Here is a 19,461-nt window from a genome sequence, read left to right as displayed (position 1 = left end):
CAGGCCCTCACGGGGTGTGCCTCGATCGCCGGTCCCGGGCCGCGGCCTCGCGCAGCCCCTGCCAGAAGCCGGCCACCGCCGGGCGCAGCGACGCGCGGAACTCCTCCAGCAGCGGGGTGCGGACCGGGAGGTCGCCGGGCGTGACGTGCCAGAAGCCGTCCGGCCCCAGCCGACCCGGCGGCGTCGGCACGGTCAGGGCCTGGGAGGCGGCCTGGGCGGCGAGGGTCCGGAGCATCCGGGCGGCCTCGGTCAGCCGCTGGGTGGGCAGTTCGGCCGCCTCCAGGTCGTCGAGCTCCTCCCAGGGCCGGCCGATCCGGAACGGGCGGCCCTCGTACTGGGCCTCGAAGTTGTCCAGGGTGCGGGTGAAGAAGCGCTGGTAGGAGTCCTGCACCAGGGGGTCCCTGAGCTTGGGCCGGGTGTCGGGGCGGATCACCTGCCAGGTGAGCGGCAGGGTGAACCGCTGGCGCACCCGGATCACGATCCGGGTCCGGCCGCCGCCGTCCGCCGGGAGGAAGGTCACCGAGCCGTCGTCGTACGCGGCGGAGCCGTTCGGGCTGCGGACCGTCCGCCAGCAGATCCGCTGCCGCCGCTCCCCGTACTCCACCGACTCCAGCTTGCAGACGTCGATGGGCGGGCCGCCGTAGTACGCCAGGTAGTTCGGCTGCGCCAGGTACAGGTTGCGTTCGATCTGGCGGGTGGGCCGCCCCCGGCCGTCGCGGGACACCACGTGGACCCGGCCGCCGAGGTAGTCGGTCATGTAGCTGATGGACCGGCTGACGTCGACCCGCCGGACGAACTCCGGGTACGGCGCGTTGACGGTGCGCTCGCAGCCGAACAGGATCGAGTGGCCGACGTGCTGCCACCGCATCTGCCAGGCGTCCGCGGGCAGCGCGTCGACCACCGTCTCCAGCGGGCGGAGGAGGTCGGCGATCCGGTCGTAGTCCGCGTGGGTGTAGGCGTCCGGATCGACCGCGAGGGCGACGTCCCGGCGCCGCAGGCCGTCCTTGGCGTTCCCGGTCCGCCAGGCGCGGACGGTGGCGGAGGCCGAGGCCGTCGCGCCGAGCAGCGCGCACAGGGCGGCGGCGGCCGCCGGATTCGCGTCCGCGGCGCGGATCAGCGCGGTGAGGAGCCGGGAGAGCCGGGCGAGCGCCGGGTCGGTGACCTCCGCCGTGCCCGGGGCCACGTGCCAGGCCGCGACGCTGAACAGCCGGTGGGCCCGCCCGTCGGGGGCGAGCCGGCGCACCGCCTCGACGAGCGGCCTGGGCGGGTTGCGCCAGCCCTGGTAGGGCGTCAGGTCGCCGTCGATCCGGTAGGCGTCCGGCAGGCCGCAGTCGCCGAGCACCCGGGCGTTGAGCGGGGAGGAGACCGGGTCGACGCCCATCAGCAGCGCGCCGACCAGGTCCGCCAGCACGCCGTCCGGCGCGGCGATCACCGTCCCCGTCCGCAGGGGTCTGCCGACCTGCGATCCGGCGCAGCCGTGGCTGCTCACCACGGCGTCGACGAGGTGGAAGTCCGGCGGGTAGCGGCGCAGCAGGTCCACGATCACCTCGGCCCCGTCCCGCCGGGCGCGGTAGTGGTGGTGCTTGTCGTCCTGCGGGAGCACGCCGAACAGGTTGGCCAGGCACAGGGCGTAGCCGAACTCGGGGTGGGTGCTGTTCTTGGCGATGTTGATCCGGAAGCCCGCCTCCAGCCAGCCGCGGGCCATGCCGCTGCCGTGCAGGACGGCGGAGTCGGGGAAGTCGGCCGGCTCGACCTCCTCGGAGAGGTCCACCAGGCGGTAGCCGTGGCCCTGCGGGGTGCGCCCGCCGTAGCCGAGCCGGCGGCAGGTCTCGGGGAGCCCGGGGCCGGCCAGCCAGGTGTCCGGGCCGCAGCGGGCGGCGCCGACGGTGACGTCCCGGTAGCCGTGCTCGTGCAGCAGGTCGACCAGGTGCTCGACCAGGGCGGCGCTGACCGCGGTGGCCGGATCGCCGTACGCGGACATGCCCGGGGTCAGCAGCACCGCGAGCCCGCCGGGTTCACCGTGCGCCCGCTCGGCGAGCAGGTCCCAGAGCCCGGCCCGGGCGACGGCGTCCGCCAGCAGCTCGGCGGCGGTCAGCGGTCGGACCCGGGTGGAGCGGGCCACGGCGGCGACGACGGTCACATCTCCCCCAACGCCGGCGGACGGTGCTCCTGCGCGCGGTCGGGCCGTCACCGATTCACCGGAAAGCATCCCAAAGAGGTCGAAAGGGATGCTACTGCCCGGAGGCCGGACAGCGGGGCGGGGCGCGCGCTCGTGTCCCGGGGCACGCTCGCGCCCCGGGCCGGGCGCCGCCCCCTCGCCGGGCCGGGCACCGTCGCCGGGTCGTCGGAACGCAGCGGGCCGTCGGAACGCAGCGGGCCGTCGGAACGCGGCCGGAAAACGAACAGACCGGGGCACAGTCGGACCGAATCGGGCGGGATGGGACGATACCTGCCATGTCAAGCACGTCTCCCCCGGTCCGGGTCACCGATGCCCCGCCCGACCCGCTCCGCCGCCTGCTGCTCGAACTGGGCGAAGCCCTGCTGGGCGGTGGCCTGCCCGTCCATGACGTCGAGGAGGAACTCCACCGGCTGGGGCGGGCGCTGGGGGCTCCGGAGGTACGGGTCGCCGCCCTGACCAACGGGCTCTTCGTCGCGCTGGGGCCGGACGACGCCACCCGGTTCCAGCCGGTCGGCGCCGCGCTGCGGTTCGAGCAGACCGCCGACGTCCTCCACCTGGTGCACCGGCTGCGGGCGGGCGGGCTCGACGGGCCGCGGGCGCTCGCCGAACTGGACGCGATCCGGCGGGCGCCGGCCCGCCGGCCCGCGTGGGTGTCGGACCTCGGGGCGCTGCCGGTCGGGGTGGGGGTCTGCCTCTTCCTGCAACCGGTGGCGGCGAACGTGCTGGCGGCCGGACTCGGCTCGCTGATCGTCGTGGGGCTGACCGTGCTCGCCCGGCGGCTGCCGTACCTGCGGCCGCTGCTGCCCGTCACGGCCGGGTTCCTGGTGGCCCTGCTGGTCCTCTCGCTCGCCCGGGCGTCCCTGCTGGACGGCCCGCTGCGGACCATCGTCGCCACGCTGGCGATCCTGCTGCCGGGTGGACTGCTCGTCACCGGGCTGTCGGAGATCGCCGCGGGCGCGGCCAGCGCGGGTACCGCCCGGCTGGTCTCCGGTGCGGTGCAGCTGGCGCTGTTCCTCGCCGGGGTGGCCGCGGCGGCGACCGCGACCGGCATGCCGGCCACCGCGCTGGCGGACGTGCAGGTCGCCCGGCCGAGCTGGTGGGTGATCGCGCTGGGGCTGGCGCTCGCGGTGGCCGGCGTAGTGGTGAACGTGAACACCCCGCCCTCGGCCGTCCCGTGGATCGTCGTGGTAATCGCGGTGAGCGTCACGGTCCAGGTGGCCGTGGGGTCGACGCACGGCGCGGCGGTCGGCGGCCTGGCCGGGGCGGTCACCGCCGCGGCCGCCGCCACCCTGGTGCACTGGCTGCCGGGCGGTCCGCTCTGGCAGGTGCTCTACCTCCCGGCGTTCTGGATCGTGGTGCCGGGCTCCTTCGGCCTGCTGCACACCGCGCAGATCGAGGTCGGCAACGGCGCGCAGTCGGTGCTGACGGCGGTGTCGGCGGTCTTCGGGGTGTCGATCGGCACCCTGATCGGCGCGGTGATCAGCCGGATACCCCGTCCGCGCCGCGCCGTCCTGCTGCCCCGGACCTGAACCGGGGCCGACCGCCCGGGGCCGACCGCCGTCTCGGGGCAGTGGGCCCCGGGGCGGCGGTCGGGCGGGCGGCGGTCGGGGGACGGCGGCAGTCGGGCGGGCAGCAGCCGGGTGGGCGCCCGGTCAGGGGTGGCGCAGCGCCTCGGTGAGCCGGTACGCCGCCTCGACCACGGCCTGGGAGAGCTGGGCGCCGGGGTGGCGGGTGAGCCGCTCGATCGGGCCGGAGACCGAGACGGCGGCCACCACCCGGTTGGACTGGCCGCGGACGGGCGCGGAGACGGAGGCGACCCCGAGCTCGCGCTCGCCGACGGACTGCGCCCAGCCCCGGCGCCGTACGCCGCTCAGGGCGGTGGCGGTGAAGCGGGCGCCCTGCAGCCCGCGGTGGAGGCGCTCCGGCTCCTCCCAGGCGAGCAGGATCTGGGCGGCGGAGCCCACCTTCATGGGGAGGGTGATGCCCACCGGAACGGTGTCCCGCAGGCCCGAGAGGCGTTCGGCGGAGGCCACGCAGATCCGCACCTCGCCCTGCCGGCGGTAGAGCTGGGCGCTCTCGCCGGTGAGGTCCCGCAGCTGGGCGAGGACCGAGCCGGCCGCGGCCAGCAGCCGGTCCTCCCCGGCGGCCGCCGAGAGCTCGCCGAGCCGGGGGCCGAGCATGAACCGGCCCTGCACGTCCCGGCTGACCAGGCGGTGGTGTTCGAGTGCGACGGCCAGCCGGTGGGCGGTGGGCCGGGCCATGCCGGTGGCGGCGACGAGGCCGCTCAGGCTGACGGGGCCGGACTCCAGGATGCCGAGGATCCAGGTGACCTTGTCGAGCACGCCGACGCCGCTCGTGTTCTCCATGGGTGGGGTACTCCAGTCTCGGGGCCCGGGAGCAGCGGGTGGTCGTCGCTGCTCCCGGCGGCTCCTGGTGGGGAGCCGGGGGGGTGGTCAGCGAGGACGGGCCGGGGAAGTCGGCCGATTGCCTGCGCCGGGCACGAGACGGGTACGCGGAAGGGCCGGGGCGGGAAGCGCCCGGGCGAAGGACAGCACAGAGAGCACCGTGTCTCCTCATCTTTCCCGCGCCACAGTGGCGACAGGCCGGAGTTGGCACTGCCCCCGCACGGCACGGCGCGTACTTCGGACGCCGGGTCGAACGGGGAGTTGCCGGGGCTTCGTAGGGCCGGTCCCTCCACCCCTCTGGATGATTCGCCAGGAACGATACAAGACTTCCCGGGCCGGTCGGCAAGCCCCCCACCACCCAGGGCTCCGGATCAGGCCTCCCTGACCACCTTCCCGACGCACAGCGCCCAGATGACCAGGGCGTCGATCGCGATCAGGACGATCGCCCACAGCGGGTAGTAGGGCAGCCAGAGGAAGTTGGCGAGCATGCCCAGCACGGCGACGCCGACCCCGACCGCCCGGGCCCAGAAGGCACCGCTGAAGACCGCCACACCGGCCACGACCACGACGATCCCGAGGATGAGGTGGATCCACCCCCACCCCTCGGTGTTCATCGAGTACACGTAGCTGCGGGTGACGATCAGCAGACCGTCCTTGCGGACGGCGGCGGCCCCCTGGAACACCGCCATCATGCCGGCGGAGATCAGCATGACCCCGGCGAAGATGGTCCACCCACTCGCATGGGGGTACCGCTGGGGGCCCCGGACGGTGGGGCCGGCCCCGGTAGCACTACTGGCCATGACACGGGCTCCTTCGGTGGCGGCCGCCTCGCGGACACGGGGAGACGGGGAGACGGGGAGAGGTGCTCCGGGCGGCGCGGGGGCGGTCGTGCGCCCGCGGCGGCGGAGCCCCGTCTCTCACGGTAAGACCGGACTCCGCATCCCGCCGCCGTGGGCCGCGGGCCCGGATCCGCTTGACCTTGTCACGGTGTCAACCCTTTCACTCTGGCCGAGGAGGTGGTCCCGATGACCAGGACGGAAGAAGGCACGGCCACGCACACGGCCACGCACACGGCCACGGCTGCGGTCGGGGAAACGGAGGCGGAGACGGAGACGGAGACGGCGCGGGCGCTGCGCGGGCTGGCGCACGGGGACTCCTCGGTGCGCCTGCAGGCGGCGCTGGCCGTCGGCACCGGCCCGCGCCCGGGGTTCGTCGGCGGGCTCGTCGAGCGGTGCGCCGTCGAGCCCGAGTTCTACGTGCGCGAGATGCTCACCTGGGCGCTCACCCGGCACGACCCGGCGCAGACGGTGCCGCTGCTGATCGACCAGCTCCGCTCGGAGCGGGCCCAGGCCCGGAGCCAGGCCCTGCACACGCTGTCCAAGATCGGCGACCGGCGGGCCTGGCCGGCGATCACCCCGGCGCTGCTGGCCGACGCCGACGAGGAGGTGGCCCGCGCCGCCTGGCGGACCGCCGTCGTGCTGGTGCCCGAGGGTGGCGAGCGCGAGTTGGCCGTAGTCTTGGCCGCTCAGCTCGGACGCGGCGGACGCGAGACCCAACTGAGCCTCAGCCGGGCGCTGATCGCGCTCGGGGAGGCGGTGCTGCCGACGCTGTCCGCCGCGACGACGGACCGCGACCCCCGGGTGCGCGCGCACGCGCTCGCCACGGAACGGCTGTGGCAGGACCCGGACGCCGGATTCGAGTTCGCGATCGAGGAGGCGAAGCGCACGGTGGCCCTCGGCGGGGGCGGCCAGGAGGGACGGTAGGCAGTGTTGATCGGCGACGTCGCGCGGCGGTCCGGGGTCAGCGCCCGCATGCTCCGGCACTACGAATCGCTCGGACTGGTGCGGCCGACGGGGCGTACCGGCTCCGGCTACCGGCGGTACTCGGAGGAGGACATCCGGCGGATCCTCCACATCGAGAGCCTGCGCTCGCTCGGCCTCTCGCTGCGCGACGTCGGGCGGGCGCTCGACGACCCCGGTTTCGCGCCCGCCGAACTCGTCGAGGACCTGATCCGCCGGACCCGCGAGCGGATCGCGGCGGAGACCGAGCTGCTCACCCGGCTGCGGCGGCTCGACGCCGCGGAACCCGCCGGCTGGGAGGAGGCCCTGCAGGTCGTCTCGCTGCTCCAGGCCCTGGAGTCGAAGAGCCCGGGGACGCGGCAGCGCGCGGCCCTGTCCGCCGGCGAGGACGTCCCGGTCCCGGTGGAGGCGCTGGTCGAGGCCGTGCTGGGCGAGTCGGACCCGATCGTCGCCGGGGCCCTCCGCTGGGCGCTGGCGCAGGCCGGCGGGGACGGGGCGGTGCTGCTCGCCGAGGGCCTGCGCGCCCCCGAGGCCGAGGTGCGGGAACGGGCCGTCCGGTCGATCGCCGAGCTGCCGGACGGCACCGCGACCGCACTGCTGCGGGACGCCCTCGGGAACCCCGACGCCGTGGTCCGCCGGTACGCGGCCCTGGCGCTCGGGGCCCGGGGCGGCGCCGAGGCCGTCCCGACGCTCGTCGACATGGTCGTCGAGGCGGTGAACGACGCCGACGCGGCCGACGCCCTGGCCGTGCTGGCGGGCGACCCCGCGCTGGCGGAGCGGATCGCCACCGGGCTGGTCGACCGCCTCACCCACGGCGCCCGCGGGCGGGACGACGGGCCGGACGCCGGCGGGCCGGACGCCGACGGGCCGGATGCCGGGCCGGACGCCCTCGGACCGGACGCCCGCCGGCGGCTGACCCAGGCGCTCGCGGACATCCCGGGGAGCACGGCCTCCCGCGCCCTCGAGGAGCTGTCGCGGGACGGGGACCGTGCGGTCGCGCTCACCGCGACGTACATTCTCAAGCTGCGCGACACGCGGTAGTCCGTGCCGCGACCGGGGCGGGTTCGAGGACGGTGGGGGTGGCGTGACAGGGGCCGGGCGGTTCCGTCGGCAGCGGCGGTTGTTCCTCTCGGTGGCGATCGACACCTTCGGCTCCGGCGTCTTCCTGCCGCTGTCGCTGCTGTACTTCGTCACCGTCCAGCACTTCCCGGCGGCCGCCGCGGGCACGGCCGTGACGGTCGGGTCGCTCGCGTCCTTCGCCGTCGTGCCGCTCTGCGGACGGCTCGTCCAGGCCCTGGGGCCCAAGTCCTGCCTGCTCGTCAGCAACCTGCTGACCGCGCTCGGCTTCGTCCTGTTCTTCGCGGCGGGGCACCTGGCCACGGTGGCGGCCGCCACCTTCGTCGTGACGGCCGCCGACCGGCTCTACGGCGCGGCCTGGCCGACACTCGTCGCACGGTTCGCGCAACCGGAGGAGCTCACCGACTGGTTCTCGGCGGTCACCGTGCTCAAGACGACCTCCCTGGGGGTCGGCACCCTGGGGGCGACCGCCCTGATGGCGCTCGCCGGCGGACAGGGCCTGCAGATCGCGCTCGCCCTGAACAGCGCGAGTTCGCTGTTCGCCGCCGTCCTCCTGCTGGGGGTCACCGTGCCGGCCGCCGACCGGCCCGCGCACCGGGCGGCGCGGTCCAACACCCGGGCGGCGCTCGGCGACCGGCCCTTCCTGTCCCTGGTCGCCTCCCAGACGCTGCTGTCGGCGGCCTGGCTGATCCCGACGGTCGCCTTCCCGGTGTACCTGGTCGAGACGCTCCACCAGCCCGCCTACTGGCCGACCGTCGTGGTCGCCGTCCGCTACGCCACCGCCACCACCCTGCAGATGCGGATCAGCCGCCGGCTGTCCGGCTGGAGCCGGTCCCGGGTCCTGCGCCTGTCGATCGGCGCGGTGGGCGGCGCCATCGCCCTGACCGCGACCATCGCCACCGTCCCGCACGCCCTCCAGGGGCCGCTCGCCGTCCTCGTCGCGGTGGTGCTGGCGCTGGCCGAACTGGCCTCGAAGCCCACCGCGGCCGCGGCGGCGGTCGGCATGGCGCCCAAGGGCGACGAAGGCCCGTACATGTCGCTGTTCCAGCTGACCTGGACGGTCTCCTACGCGGTCGGCCCGGCCGTCATCGGCGTGGGCCTGCAGAACCCCCCGCTGCTCTGGACCGCCCTGGCCCTCTGCGTGGCGGCCAGCGCCCTGGCCCACCGCCTCCGAACCCCGCTGCGCCGCCCGCCCGTCGACGCCGCTGCGGGGCAACTGCCGCAGGGCGGGCGGGACGTGCGGGAGGAGGCCGAGGTCCCGTAGGCGGCACGCGGGGGCCCGCCTTCAGCCGGAGCTCCCCGCCGATCCCCCGACACCGCCCGCGAGTCACGCCACGCACCTCGCGGGGCCGCGCCGATTCGGCGGCCGCCCAGCAGGCCCGCCGACTGCCGCCATACGACGCACGATTCCCAGCAGGGCCAACCAACGCCCTTATGCTGCCGCCGAGTTATGCCGGACCGGCAGGCGCTCACCCGATTCGAGGGCGCGACCGACCGCCACCGCACGAGGTACGCCCCAACATCCTGGACACCACAGCTGGCCACCCACGAGTAATGACAGCCCGCCGACCCCGCATCACCGCCGGGTCGGCGACCGCTCGAAAGAACCACCGGCGCGCGGCCGACGCAGAAGCGCAGACGTCCTCCGCGATGCGCTGCCCGCACCGTGGCGCCATCGTGCCCCAACTCCGCTACACCAAGCGCGAGTCAGGGCAGGGCTTCAGCGCCGAATCGGCGGCTGCTCGGCGGGACCGTAGGCGCGCAGCTGGTACGGGAGTGTGGACGGCCGCCGCCACTGGAGGTCGAGGCCGCAGGCGCCGAGGACGGCGCCGAAGGCGTGCCGCATCGCATCCTGGACGGCGGTGCGGGCCCGGGCAGCCCGCTCGGCGGCGGGGGTGTCGCCGTCGGCGGCGGCGGACAGGCGCCGAGAGGGGTTCCAGCGGAGGTCGGCGACTCCGCTGGTGTCGTCACCGTCGTCGACGGGCCGGCACGGCGTGAGGGCGATGCCGGGCGCGTGCAGGTGATCGGCGACCGGCAGACCGGCCAGCGCGGCGGTGCGGCGCACCGCGTCGACGACGTCCGCGCCGATGCCGAGGTCCCCAGGGCGGGGCCCGGCCGGGGCCGGCGCGGAGGCATCGCGGCCGGTGGCCGGAGCTGGGCCGCCCGACGGGCCGACCCTGGTCTCCCCGCCGAGCCGGCCGGCCAGGACCTCGATGCCGAAGGCCGGCAGGAACTCCGCCAGCGCGTTCTCCATGGTGCTGCTGACGACCTGCCGGGCGGCGGGCGCCGCCTGTTGGGGCTCCTCCATGGCCGCGGCGGCGGCCAGCCGGGGGCCGGGCTCCCAGTGCAGGGCGATCAGGCCCGCGCAGTCGTCGGAGTCCCCGTACGGTCGGGCCGGGCGCAGCTGGACACCGGGCCCGTGTCCGCCGTACCCGACGGGCAGGCCGGCCAGCAGGAGCGCCTCGGTCACGCGGTCGGCGAGCAGCGGATCGATCCGGGGCCCGCCGGGGCGGCGCTCCGCAGCCGTGCCCTGCCGTGCGGCAGCCGTGTCCACGCCGTCCTCCTCCGGGTCCCGGGCGGCGGCCCGCCCGCCTGCGCCCCGACCGTACGGCGTACCCGGACGCCCCGTCGGCGAATCCCGGAACCGACGGCTCATTGACGGCAAACCACACATGCTTGCGGTCCCGGAAATCGCCCAGCGCATCGGGCAGATGGGCTGGCGGACCGCCGCCAGGATCAGCGCGGCCTCCTCCGGCCCGAACCCTCCAGGTACTTCACCGACGTGAACCGCCGGTCGGCTGGGTCGATCGACCGAGGCCGATCGACCCGGCCACACGGCACCCGAACTGCACCAGCCCCCCTCGGCCTGGCTTGCCCCCGGCGGTCGCCGCGTCCAGCTTCGACGGCAAGCCCGCCGACCTTCCCTGCAAGGGGGACGGTCGGCTTCGTCTCCGCCGGAACGGCGGCCGGAGTGGCTGCCGGCGGCCGGCGAGCCGGCTCTCGGGCTCGCCGGCCGAGCCGGAGCGGGCGATCAGGCCGGTGGGGCGCAGGCCTGCCGTCGGCGCGGCGGCGGCGGTGTGGGTGTGCAAGGCCTTCCCGGGAGGAGGTCGTTGGGGTAGAGGTGGCCAGGGCGCCGAGTCGGCGGCCCGTGCGCCCGGCAGCGGAGATGATCATCCGGGCGTAGGCTCTCGGCTGATCACAGGGGCAGGAGAGGAAGACATGGGCCAGAAGATCATCCGGTTCTCGGACCTGACCGGCAAGCACGCGGAGAGCGACGGGGACCTGGTACGGGTGGTGGTGCTCCAGCACCCCGACCTGACGGACGGTCCGGTCGAGATCGACGCGCTCGCCGGGGAGTTGGGCGGGGTGCGGGAGGTGGCGCTCGACCTGGTCACCATCGAGCTGCACCACCCGGACCGGGCGGAGCCGCAGACGGTGGTGATGGAGGCCGCGACGTTCGACCGGCTGGCCTCGGCCGCGCCGATGGCCGAGGTGCTGCGCGAAGCCAGGCCGGCCGCGCGGGCCGCCGGGCCGGTGCAGACGGCCGCCGCCGCCAACCGGGAGCGGGTCAACTACGCCAGCCTGGAGCACGCCGGCCGCCCGCACAAGGGCCGCACCACCGAGGCGGAGAAGACGGTCGTCCAGCAGAACCTGGAGCAGATCAACGAGCGGCTCGCCGCCGAGGGCCTCCGCACGATCGACCTGGAGAACGTCGAGCACGTCACCCGGTACGGGCTGGACACCCTGGCCCGGGAGACCGGCGTGATGCTCAGCTGACCCCGCCCGGGCCCGCCCCTGCCACCGGAAACCCTCGGCAGGGGCGGGCCCGGGAGTACCACTAGTCCAGCTGGGACAGCACGTCGGTGACCAGCTTGGTGGCGAAGTCCTTGCCGTTGCCGGAGATCCGGTTGATGTACTCCGCGAGCAGGACCGCCGTGGCCTCCAGGGGGTTCATCTCCTCCTTGGTCCACGGCCCGTACTGGGCGCGCCACAGGTTGGGGCTCAGCCCGGTGCCGGCGGCGATGAGCAGGCCGGCCATGGTGGGGATCACCTCGGGGCTGAAGGTCCTCGGCATCATCCGCATGGTGGCCACCAGGCTGGGGATCGCGTGCTCGATCACGTCCTCCTCCTGCCGTTCGAAGGCCTGGCGCAGCCAGTTCATGTACATGTAGACGAGCGTGCAGGCGCCCTCCACCAGCGCCTCGGCCTCCTCCGGGCCGAAGGACGCGGTGAGCTGCTCGACCATCCGCTGGTGCTCGGGGTCCGTCCCGGACTTGCCGTCGTAGACGGACTTGAGCCGGGAGTCGATCACCATGAGCGCTGCGCTCACATCGCCGACGGGAGCGTGCTGGGGGTCGCAGGACGACACGGGACTCCTCCTAGAGCGGCCACGGCCGGTACGGCCGGTCCGTTCGTAGGGTAGGCGATCGATCGGACGGGATCCGCCGGATCCGCCCGGGGCACCCCTCGGCCACCGGCGCGGAAGGGCCGCCCCGGATCGGCCGGGGCGGCCCGGTGGCGGCGGGACGGGCCCTGTCCCCCGCCTCCCGTCACCCGGCGACGGCATCTCTCTCGTCAGAGTGAGGCACCGGTGGCCGAGTTGACGACGGCCGGCAGCGGGCGGCCGGCCCGCCTTCCGAACCGGCGCCCACCCCTCCGGTCAGGCGCCGGAGGCCGCGGACCTGGCGTTGCGGCGGCGGACCCAGACCGTGGCCAGGACGCCGGCGAGCACCGCGCCGCCGCCCGTCCCCGCGACGGACGGGTTGATCATCGGGACCGCGGCCGCGGGCTCGGCCCCGCCGCACTGGGCGTGGCCGATGACCAGGTTGGCGCCGTTCAGCGACGGCAGCAGGGTGATGTGGACGGCGTTGACGGTCAGCACGCCGTTGGCGTCGGTGGTCTGCTCGTTGAGCACGACCGAGCCGACGAGCGGGATGTCGACCTTGGTGTTGGCGGGGGCGTTGGCCTGGAGGTTGACCGGTATCAGCCCGACGGTGACCGATCCGCCCGCGATCAGACCGCTGCCGGTGGCCCCGGTGGGGGTGGCGGTGCAGGTCGAGTTGACGCCGGTCAGCGCGACCGAGGCGACGCCGAGGTTGAGCCCGAGCCGGTCGACCGTCGCCGAGGCCGACGCGGTGCCGTCGGCCGGGTTCCCGGCGGTGGTCGCGGTGAGCGTCGAATTGGTCGCGACCGGCCCGACGTTGAGGCCGACCAGGGTCTGGGTGCCGCCGGTCGGGTACGTCGACTCGGGCGAGGGCGCCACGGCGACCATCCCGCCCAGTGCCTCCGTGGAGACGACGTAGGCGTCGGCCACGGGGGCGGGCAGCGCGGCGTACGCCGGGGAGGCCAGGGTCAGGGCACCGACGGCGAGCGCGGTTCCGGCGAGGACACGGTTGCGGGTGCGAGTTCTCACGGGTTGGCCTTTCGGACGGAGGGCACGGCGGACCGGTGTGTCCGCGGTGCGGGGCAGGAAGGGGTCGGGAAGGGGTGGTGCATCGACTCCACTGACCGGCCGCGGTGTTCGCTTCCCGGCTCGGGGCCGGGAACCGGGCCCGCGGCCTCACCGGCCAGGGAGAAGCCTCGGCGCTCAGGCGGTGGCGATCTCCTGGGCGGCGGGCGCCGGCAGCGACTCGGCCGTACGGGCCGTCTTGTGCCAGGAGCCCTTGCGTCGCACGATCCGCCAGAAGGCGCGGACCGCGACGAGGTACGTGGTGGCGGCGTAGAGCGCGAGGGCGAGGCCGTAGCCGAGCGCGGCCCGGCGGCTGATCCCCGGTTCGCTGCGGCGCCGGTACAGCGGCCCCCAGAGCGCGAACTCGGCGACCCCCACGACCAGGTAGAGCGCGATCAGCACGGCGCCGCCCTGGCGGAGGAAGGCGAGCACGAACTCGGGGTAGAACACCGCGTTGTAGCCGAAGGCGGCGATCGGCACGGTGTAGACCACCAGGCCGACGACCTGGAGCCAGGGCTGGACCATGAAGTAGAGGACCTCCAGGAAGCCCGGTGTGGTGAACTCCCGGGAGCGCCAGACCTTGCGCAGGTACGGCGCGCACTGCATCGAGCCCTGCGCCCAGCGGACCCGCTGGGTGATCAACTGCCGGACGTTCCACAGGGCTTCCTGGTCCACCCAGGCGGTGGTGGTGTAGCCGTTGCGCCAGCCGGCCAGCATCATCCGCAGCCCGAGCTCGAAGTCCTCCAGCAGCGCCCGGCCCCACGGCTCGCCGCTGCCGCCCCGGTCGATCGAGCGCAGCGCGCTGAGCCGGTTGGCCTGGCCGTTGCCGCCCACGTTGACGGTCCGGGTGAGCCGGCGGGTGATCTGGATGGCGGAGATCGGCCCGCGGAACTCGATGTCCTGGAGCCGGGCCAGCAGCCGGGCGAAGCGGTTGGCCAGCCGGCCCCGGTGGGGCAGCGGCACGGCCACGTCGCGGTTGGACATCCGGACCTCGACCTGGACGGCGCCGACGGCCGGGTCGGCGAAGAAGGACGCCCCGGCGAAGGTGTCCAGCATCCCCGGGGAGGGGCGGCCGTCGGCGTCCAGGACGATCAGGACGACCCGGTCGGCGTCGGTGGACTCCGGCAGCCAGGCCTCGACCGCCCGGTAGGCGGCGTTCAGGGCGTCGCCCTTGCCGGTGCGGGCCTGCGGCAGCCGCCGGCCGACCAGGTGGACCGGCCGGCCCTCGGCCGCCCTGGCCCGTACCACCTCGGCGGTGCGGTCCTCGGAGTGGTCGTCGACGACCCAGACCCGGGCCCGGGGGAAGTGCCGGGCGAGGTAGTCCAGGGTGGTGCCGATCACCGCCTCCTCGTCCCGGCAGGGTATGAGGAAGTGCCAGTCGAACCGGTCCGGGTCGCCCGGGGCGTCCGGGCGGGCCCGCAGGAAGTTGCGCACGATCACCGTGACGTAGGCGAGGAAGCCGATCCCCAGCACGAAGGAGAGGGAGACGGACAGGTCGAGCAGGGTCACGGCGCATCGGCCTCCGCGTCGCGGGTGGACGTTCGGGTGATCAGGAGGAGGAAGAGCAGCAGCGCGACCAGACCGGAGGCCATCATCAGCACCGAGCCGAACAGGACGTGGGTCCAGCCGAACCCCTCCTCGCCGTAGCGGTGCTGCATGGCGACGATCAGCGTCAGCCGGCCCAGGTTGGCGGCGACGACCAGGGCGGCCGCCAGGACGAAGCCCAGCAGGACGCGGCTCGGCCTGCGGCTGCCGAACAGCAGCAGGAGGCCGGCCAGCAGGGCCAGCGGGGCGATCAGCAGGGCGCTGCTGCATCCGGTGGTGAGGGCGATCCCGCGCCCGAGCCCGCTCGCGTCGCCGGCGTACAGCACCGGCGCGTCGGGGGCTTCGAGCAGCAGGGTCCGCAGGCCGAGCGCGTGCGAGACCAGCCACTGCGCCCCGGCCATCTCGTGGAACCGGTAGGCGCGTTCGCCGGCCACCAGGACCGCGCAGAGGCCGAGCAGCAGTGGTCCGGCCGCCCCGGCGAGCACCCGGCCGGACAGCGGGGCGCGGCCGTGCCGCGACAGCGGCGAGCGGGCCGGCCCCGGTGGCCGGGAGGGTTGCGGGTACACGTCTGCGGTCACGAGGAAACCCCTTGGGAAGACGGCGGGTCGGCGGAGGACGGGGGTCGGCGGAGGAGGGGAGCGCGGCGCGACGGCTACCGGCCGTCGCCGCGCCGGTCGGTCCGCCGGTCGTGCCGCCGGTCGGTCCGCCGGTCCCCGTCCCGTGCGTCCCGGTCCGCGGCGAGCCGGCTGCGCCGCAGCAGGGCGACGCCCACCAGCACCAGGGCCGTGCCGGCCGCGGCGGCGATGCCGAGGCCGGGCGAGCCGGTCGAGGCCAGTACGCCGCCGCCGGCCGCCGTGGGGGGAAGGCCGCCGCCTATGGGTCCGTACATGGGTGGGTTCCTCTCGTTGCGACCGGGTTGTCCCGATCTTTGCGATCTGGAGCCGTATGTTGCTGGGCTGATCGGATGATCGGATAGGCCTGACGCGCCCATTCGGGTGGAAATCACCCGTTTGCCGCAATCGCCGCGCGGCGGCGGCAGCAAGCCGGTACGCGCGACCGCCTCGCCGCCGCCAAGTGGACCCGGCGCGGCGGATCCTGATGCACCGGCATGCGAACCACCCCGGCCCCGCGCGGGCCCCAATCGGCCCACATCCGCCAAGTGGGTGACATTGATCGCTCATACGGATGTTTTCCTCCGAATCCACCCATATCGTCTGCTGATACTTCCGCAGCATCCACCCCTCGCCCCCTTCGGAGCGCCATGTCCTCGCCCGATGTCGCCCTGGTCCTCGGCACCCGGCCGGAGATCGTCAAACTCGCCGGAGTGGCCCGCCTGCTCGGCCCGCAGGCCCGCATCGTCTGGAGCGGCCAGCACTGGGACCCGGCCCTTACCACCACCTTCTTCGCCCAGTACGGGCTGCCCCGCCCGCACCACCTGCTGACGGGCGTCGGCGGTGAGCCGCGCGGCCGCCAGATCGGCCGGATGGTCAGCGCGCTGAGCGACCACCTCACGGCCTGCCCGCCCGCGGCCGTCGTCGTCCAGGGCGACACCAACACCGCCGCCGCCGGCGCGCTGGCCGCGCACTGCGCCGGGATACCCGTCGTCCACGTCGAGGCCGGACTCCGCTCCTTCGACCCGGACATGCCCGAGGAGGCCAACCGGCGGCTGATCGCCCCGCTCGCCGACCTGCACTGCGCCCCCACCGCGACCGCGGCGGCGCACCTGCTGCGCGAGGGGATCGAGCCCGACCGGGTGGTGATCACCGGCAACACTGTGGTCGAGGCGACGCTGGAGACCCTGCCCGGCGAGGCCGAGGCCCGCCGCATCGTGGCCGACCACGCCGTCACCCCCGGCGGCTACGTGCTCGCCACCGTCCACCGCCCGGAGAACACCGACGACGCCGCGCGGCTCGCCCAGATCCTCGACCAGCTCGCCGCCCTGGACCTGCCGGTGCTGCTGCCGCTGCACCCCCGGACCAGGGCCGCCGTCGAGGCGTTCGGCCTGCGCGGCCCGGTCGCGCGGCTGCGCCGGATCGAGCCGCTCGACCACGCCGGCTTCCTCGCCCTGGCCCGGCACTGCCGCCTGCTGGTGTCGGACTCCGGCGGCGTCCAGGAGGAGTGCACGGTGCTCAAGCGCCCGCTGGTGGTGGTGCGCAACTCCACCGAGCGCCCCGAGGCCGTCCGGGCCGGCTTCGCCCGGCTCGCCCGACCCGGCCACGAACTCGGCCGCGCCCTGCGGGAGTTGCTCGCCGACGAGGCCGCCGCTGACCGACTGGCCGGGCTCCCGTCGCCGTACGGCACCGGGCAGGCGAGCGCGGAGATCGTCGCCGCGGTCCGCGGCCGCTTCCTCACCTCCGAGCGGCCCGCCGCGCCGCTGCCCGGACTCGACGCCGCACCGGCGGTGGCGGCGGCCGAGCGGTCGGCGGTGACGGCCGAACGGTCGGTGGTGGCACCGGCGGTGGCGGCCGAACGGCGGCGCACCCCTCCGGCAGCCTCGCACAGGACAGCGATCCCCTCAGATACCTGTTCGACCACGAAGTGATTTCGGACAGCGGCCGCCCCCGTTCCGGACAGGTCGCCGAATCTTCGTGAACGGTGCGTCCCCGCGCCCCACCCTGGACTCGCCGGGCGGCGGTCGAAGCCGCAAGTCCCGTACACCGGGCACCACTTCACCGACCGCCCGCCCCGACCCAGGAGGTTTTCTTGAGCACCCACCGTCCCACCCGGAGGAACGTCCTGAGGGCCGCCGGCGGCCTCTCGGCCGCACTGGCGCTCGGCGGCGCGGGCGTCCTCGCGACGGCCTCGGCCGCCCACGCGGCCGACGACGGCTTCGGGCTGCACATCGTGGACCGCAACGAGGGCGATGCCCGGATGCGGTACTACCGCTTCGCGACGGCCGAGATCGGCTGGCAGCCCGCCGTCAACGTGCTGCTCCCCGACGACTACCACACCAGCGGGCGCACCTACCCGGTGCTCTACCTGCTCCACGGCGGCCTCCAGGACTTCATCGAGTTCGACCGCCAGGGCGTCCGCGAGTGGACCGCCGGAAAACCGCTGATCGTCGTGATGCCCGACGGCGGCCAGGCCGGCTGGTACTCCAACCCGGTCAGCACCAACGTCGGCCCCCGGAACTGGGAGAGCTTCCACCTCAACCAGCTGGTCCCGTGGATCGACGCCAACTTCCGCACCTACGCCGAGTACGACGGCCGGGCCGTGGCCGGCTTCTCCATGGGCGGGTTCGGCGCCCTGAAGTACGCGGCCAAGTACTGGGGCCACTTCGCCTCGGTGAGCGCCCACTCCGGCCCGGCCGACCTGCGCCGCAACGGTGGCGCGGTCGTGCACTGGGCCAACGTCTCCGCCGCGGTCAAGGACCTGGCCGGCGGCACGATCTACGGCGCACCGCTGTGGGACCAGGCCAGGGTCACCGCCGACAACCCGATGGAGCGCCTGGACAGCTACCGGAACAAGCGGATCTTCCTGGTCGCCGGCACCAGCCCCGACCCGACCAACCCGTTCGACCAGTTCAACGAGACGGAAGTGCTGGCCGGCCAGCGGGAGTTCCGCGCCCTGCTCGACGGCGCGGGCATCCCGTACGAGGCGCACGAGGAGCCGGGCGGCCACGTCATCCGCGACTACATGTTCCGGCGCGACATCGACGGCATCATCGACCGGCTCCGCAAGGCGTAGCACCCGGGCGCCACCGCACTTCGCACGGCGACGATTTCCCTGCGTACGACCGGTATTGATCATCCGTCAGGTTCGCTACCATGGGCCCCGGTCCAGGGCGGGTCAGGCGGACGGGGTGCGCGTGATCGTACGGCGGGGGTCGGCCTTCGTGGTCACGGAGGTCGAGTTGGGGGCGGCGGGTGAACTCGACCTCACCGGCTGGACGGAGGGGCCGCTTCCGGTCGCGCTGAGCGACGGCACGACCGACCGCGCCCGGCGGATGACGTACTTCGAACCACGGGTGGCCGAGTCCCTGTACGGCTCGCCCCGCCGCCCGGCCCGCTGGCACCGCACGGTGGCCCCCGAGCCGGCCGGGGGCGGGCCGGGACCGGCCGTCGAGGCGGTCGAACTCCTGCGGCTGCCAGCGGTGTTCGGCCCCGCCGCCGAACGGCACGGCCTCGCCGTGCTGCACGTCCGGCTGTCCGCCGATCCGCTGGCCGACCTCCCGCTGCTCGGCGACCTCTCCCGCAGCGGCCACCTGCACGCCGCCGCCCTGCCGCCGGGCGCCCGCCTCGCCCGGGCCGCCCGCCGCCCCTGGACGCTCTGCCACGTCACCTTCGCCGGCGGCGCCCCGCCCGAGGTGATGCCCGCCCCGTACGCCGACTGGGGTGCCCGCGACCAGTGGCTCTGGCTGCTCGCCTCCGCCACCCCGCTGGAACGCTTCCCGCCGGACCCGGAGGACGCCGAGCTGTTCGCCGGGCGGGTCCGGTTCTCCGCCGACTGGCAGGCGCTGGTGCTGCGCGACGGCGCCGCGTTCCTCGGCACCTCACCGGACCCGGGCGGCGACGCGGTGTTCCACGCGGCCGCCGCCACCCTGGTCCGGACGATCTACCTCGACACCTTCCTGCTCGGCCGCCTCCAGCTGCTCGGGCTCAACCGGCTCGCCAACGCCGTCGCCGGGCTGCACGCCCACGAGGCCGACGGGCACCGGCTGCTGGGCCTGGAGCAGCGGGCGATCGAGCTGCGCCGCGCCCTGTGGTCCTCCCACATCACCACCCGCGCCAAGGCCAACGAGCTGCTGGAGCGCTTCCAGGAGCAGAACCGGCTGCCGGAGCTGCTGACCACCGCCGGCACCGCGCTGGCCGACGCCGCCCGGTACGTGGAGACGGCCCGCTCCCGCCGCAGCGCGCTCGCCCTCGGCCTGCTCTCCGCCGTCGGCCTGCCGTTCGGAGCGGCCTACGCCGCCGGCGAACGGGACCTTTCCCCTCTCGAGCTTTCACGAGCTTAGGAAGTCTTTCAGAGCCCTCTCCCGCGCCGTGGTTGAGGACAGGGAGCGGCAGG

17 protein-coding genes and 1 riboswitch are annotated in these 19,461 nt (G+C 74.9%); of the genes, 8 read left to right on the top strand and 9 right to left on the bottom strand.

Annotation, left to right across the window (positions count from 1 at the left end):
- Positions 1-7: 7 nt before the first annotated feature.
- The gene (locus ABZW03_RS04915; protein ID WP_355252306.1) at positions 8-2,140 is read right to left on the bottom strand and encodes a DUF362 domain-containing protein; all 2,133 of its coding nucleotides are present in this window, start codon (positions 2,138-2,140) and stop codon (positions 8-10) included.
- Between the two features lie 314 nt (positions 2,141-2,454).
- Between ABZW03_RS04915 and ABZW03_RS04910 the strand changes: the two genes are divergently transcribed.
- Positions 2,455-3,708: a threonine/serine exporter family protein gene (locus ABZW03_RS04910; protein ID WP_355252303.1), complete on the top strand. Its 1,254-nt coding sequence runs from the start codon at positions 2,455-2,457 to the stop codon at positions 3,706-3,708.
- 123 nt (positions 3,709-3,831) lie between these two features.
- On the opposite strand, the gene ABZW03_RS04905 is transcribed toward ABZW03_RS04910, so the two are convergent.
- Both ABZW03_RS04905 and ABZW03_RS04900 read right to left on the bottom strand, forming a co-directional pair.
- Entirely contained in the window at positions 3,832-4,545 is a 714-nt protein-coding gene (locus tag ABZW03_RS04905; RefSeq protein WP_355252300.1) for an IclR family transcriptional regulator, read from the bottom strand.
- Between the two features lie 204 nt (positions 4,546-4,749).
- Positions 4,750-4,892: riboswitch (SAM riboswitch) on the bottom strand.
- 63 nt (positions 4,893-4,955) lie between these two features.
- Complete coding sequence (locus tag ABZW03_RS04900; protein WP_355252297.1) at positions 4,956-5,384, bottom strand: hypothetical protein; 429 nt, start codon at positions 5,382-5,384, stop codon at positions 4,956-4,958.
- A gap of 225 nt (positions 5,385-5,609) precedes the next feature.
- On the opposite strand from ABZW03_RS04900, the gene ABZW03_RS04895 reads away from it, so the two are divergent.
- From ABZW03_RS04895 to ABZW03_RS04885, 3 genes are read left to right on the top strand one after another with little or no spacing between them, the layout of a single operon-like run.
- The gene (locus ABZW03_RS04895; protein WP_355252294.1) at positions 5,610-6,347 is read left to right on the top strand and encodes a HEAT repeat domain-containing protein; all 738 of its coding nucleotides are present in this window, start codon (positions 5,610-5,612) and stop codon (positions 6,345-6,347) included.
- Positions 6,348-6,350: 3 nt separating this feature from the next.
- Positions 6,351-7,424, top strand: coding sequence for a MerR family transcriptional regulator (locus tag ABZW03_RS04890; protein WP_355252291.1), 1,074 nt, complete (start codon positions 6,351-6,353; stop codon positions 7,422-7,424).
- A gap of 43 nt (positions 7,425-7,467) precedes the next feature.
- Complete coding sequence (locus ABZW03_RS04885) at positions 7,468-8,724, top strand: MFS transporter (protein ID WP_355252288.1); 1,257 nt, start codon at positions 7,468-7,470, stop codon at positions 8,722-8,724.
- 456 nt (positions 8,725-9,180) lie between these two features.
- Here ABZW03_RS04885 and ABZW03_RS04880 read toward each other — a convergent pair whose 3' ends face one another.
- Entirely contained in the window at positions 9,181-10,014 is an 834-nt protein-coding gene (locus ABZW03_RS04880; protein WP_355252285.1) for a hypothetical protein, read from the bottom strand.
- A gap of 665 nt (positions 10,015-10,679) precedes the next feature.
- Here ABZW03_RS04880 and ABZW03_RS04875 point away from each other — a divergent pair.
- Complete coding sequence (locus tag ABZW03_RS04875) at positions 10,680-11,237, top strand: hypothetical protein (RefSeq protein WP_355252282.1); 558 nt, start codon at positions 10,680-10,682, stop codon at positions 11,235-11,237.
- A 61-nt stretch (positions 11,238-11,298) separates the two neighbouring features.
- Here ABZW03_RS04875 and ABZW03_RS04870 read toward each other — a convergent pair whose 3' ends face one another.
- The 5 genes from ABZW03_RS04870 to ABZW03_RS04850 form a co-directional block, all read right to left on the bottom strand.
- Positions 11,299-11,775 (bottom strand): hypothetical protein, encoded by a 477-nt coding sequence (locus ABZW03_RS04870; RefSeq protein WP_355252370.1) that lies wholly within the window; start codon positions 11,773-11,775, stop codon positions 11,299-11,301.
- Between the two features lie 345 nt (positions 11,776-12,120).
- Positions 12,121-12,873 (bottom strand): choice-of-anchor P family protein, encoded by a 753-nt coding sequence (locus ABZW03_RS04865; RefSeq protein WP_355252279.1) that lies wholly within the window; start codon positions 12,871-12,873, stop codon positions 12,121-12,123.
- 174 nt (positions 12,874-13,047) lie between these two features.
- Complete coding sequence (locus ABZW03_RS04860) at positions 13,048-14,418, bottom strand: glycosyltransferase family 2 protein (protein ID WP_355252276.1); 1,371 nt, start codon at positions 14,416-14,418, stop codon at positions 13,048-13,050.
- The gene (locus ABZW03_RS04855; RefSeq protein ID WP_355252273.1) at positions 14,415-15,032 is read right to left on the bottom strand and encodes an archaeosortase/exosortase family protein; all 618 of its coding nucleotides are present in this window, start codon (positions 15,030-15,032) and stop codon (positions 14,415-14,417) included. The genes ABZW03_RS04860 and ABZW03_RS04855 overlap by 4 nt, the downstream gene beginning before the upstream one ends.
- Before the next feature lie 74 nt (positions 15,033-15,106).
- Positions 15,107-15,343, bottom strand: coding sequence for a hypothetical protein (locus tag ABZW03_RS04850; protein WP_355252270.1), 237 nt, complete (start codon positions 15,341-15,343; stop codon positions 15,107-15,109).
- A 372-nt stretch (positions 15,344-15,715) separates the two neighbouring features.
- Here ABZW03_RS04850 and wecB point away from each other — a divergent pair, with 372 nt between their 5' ends.
- From wecB to ABZW03_RS04835, 3 genes are all read left to right on the top strand, one after another.
- The gene (gene wecB, locus ABZW03_RS04845; RefSeq protein ID WP_355252267.1) at positions 15,716-16,996 is read left to right on the top strand and encodes a UDP-N-acetylglucosamine 2-epimerase (non-hydrolyzing); all 1,281 of its coding nucleotides are present in this window, start codon (positions 15,716-15,718) and stop codon (positions 16,994-16,996) included.
- Between the two features lie 161 nt (positions 16,997-17,157).
- A complete protein-coding gene (locus ABZW03_RS04840) occupies positions 17,158-18,141 on the top strand; it encodes an alpha/beta hydrolase family protein (protein ID WP_355252265.1) in 984 nt (327 codons plus the stop codon).
- A 115-nt stretch (positions 18,142-18,256) separates the two neighbouring features.
- Positions 18,257-19,408: a hypothetical protein gene (locus tag ABZW03_RS04835; protein WP_355252262.1), complete on the top strand. Its 1,152-nt coding sequence runs from the start codon at positions 18,257-18,259 to the stop codon at positions 19,406-19,408.
- The last annotated feature ends 53 nt before the right edge of the window (positions 19,409-19,461 follow it).

This window comes from Kitasatospora sp. NPDC004799, from assembly GCF_040609095.1.
Lineage (GTDB): Bacteria > Actinomycetota > Actinomycetes > Streptomycetales > Streptomycetaceae > Kitasatospora.
The sequence above is the reverse complement of the archived record's forward strand: the minus strand, read 5'-3'. Positions and strand labels throughout refer to the sequence as shown.

What these genes read in the sequence shown, in the direction of transcription:
- ABZW03_RS04910 (WP_355252303.1), top strand. Translation starts at nt 2,455, where the DNA reads ATGTCAAGCACGTCTCCCCCGGTCCGGGTCACCGATGCCCCGCCCGAC.
- ABZW03_RS04905 (WP_355252300.1), bottom strand. Translation starts at nt 4,545, where the DNA reads ATGGAGAACACGAGCGGCGTCGGCGTGCTCGACAAGGTCACCTGGATC.
- ABZW03_RS04900 (WP_355252297.1), bottom strand. Translation starts at nt 5,384, where the DNA reads ATGGCCAGTAGTGCTACCGGGGCCGGCCCCACCGTCCGGGGCCCCCAG.
- ABZW03_RS04895 (WP_355252294.1), top strand. Translation starts at nt 5,610, where the DNA reads ATGACCAGGACGGAAGAAGGCACGGCCACGCACACGGCCACGCACACG.
- ABZW03_RS04875 (WP_355252282.1), top strand. Translation starts at nt 10,680, where the DNA reads ATGGGCCAGAAGATCATCCGGTTCTCGGACCTGACCGGCAAGCACGCG.
- ABZW03_RS04870 (WP_355252370.1), bottom strand. Translation starts at nt 11,775, where the DNA reads ATGGTGATCGACTCCCGGCTCAAGTCCGTCTACGACGGCAAGTCCGGG.
- ABZW03_RS04850 (WP_355252270.1), bottom strand. Translation starts at nt 15,343, where the DNA reads ATGTACGGACCCATAGGCGGCGGCCTTCCCCCCACGGCGGCCGGCGGC.
- wecB (WP_355252267.1), top strand. Translation starts at nt 15,716, where the DNA reads ATGTCCTCGCCCGATGTCGCCCTGGTCCTCGGCACCCGGCCGGAGATC.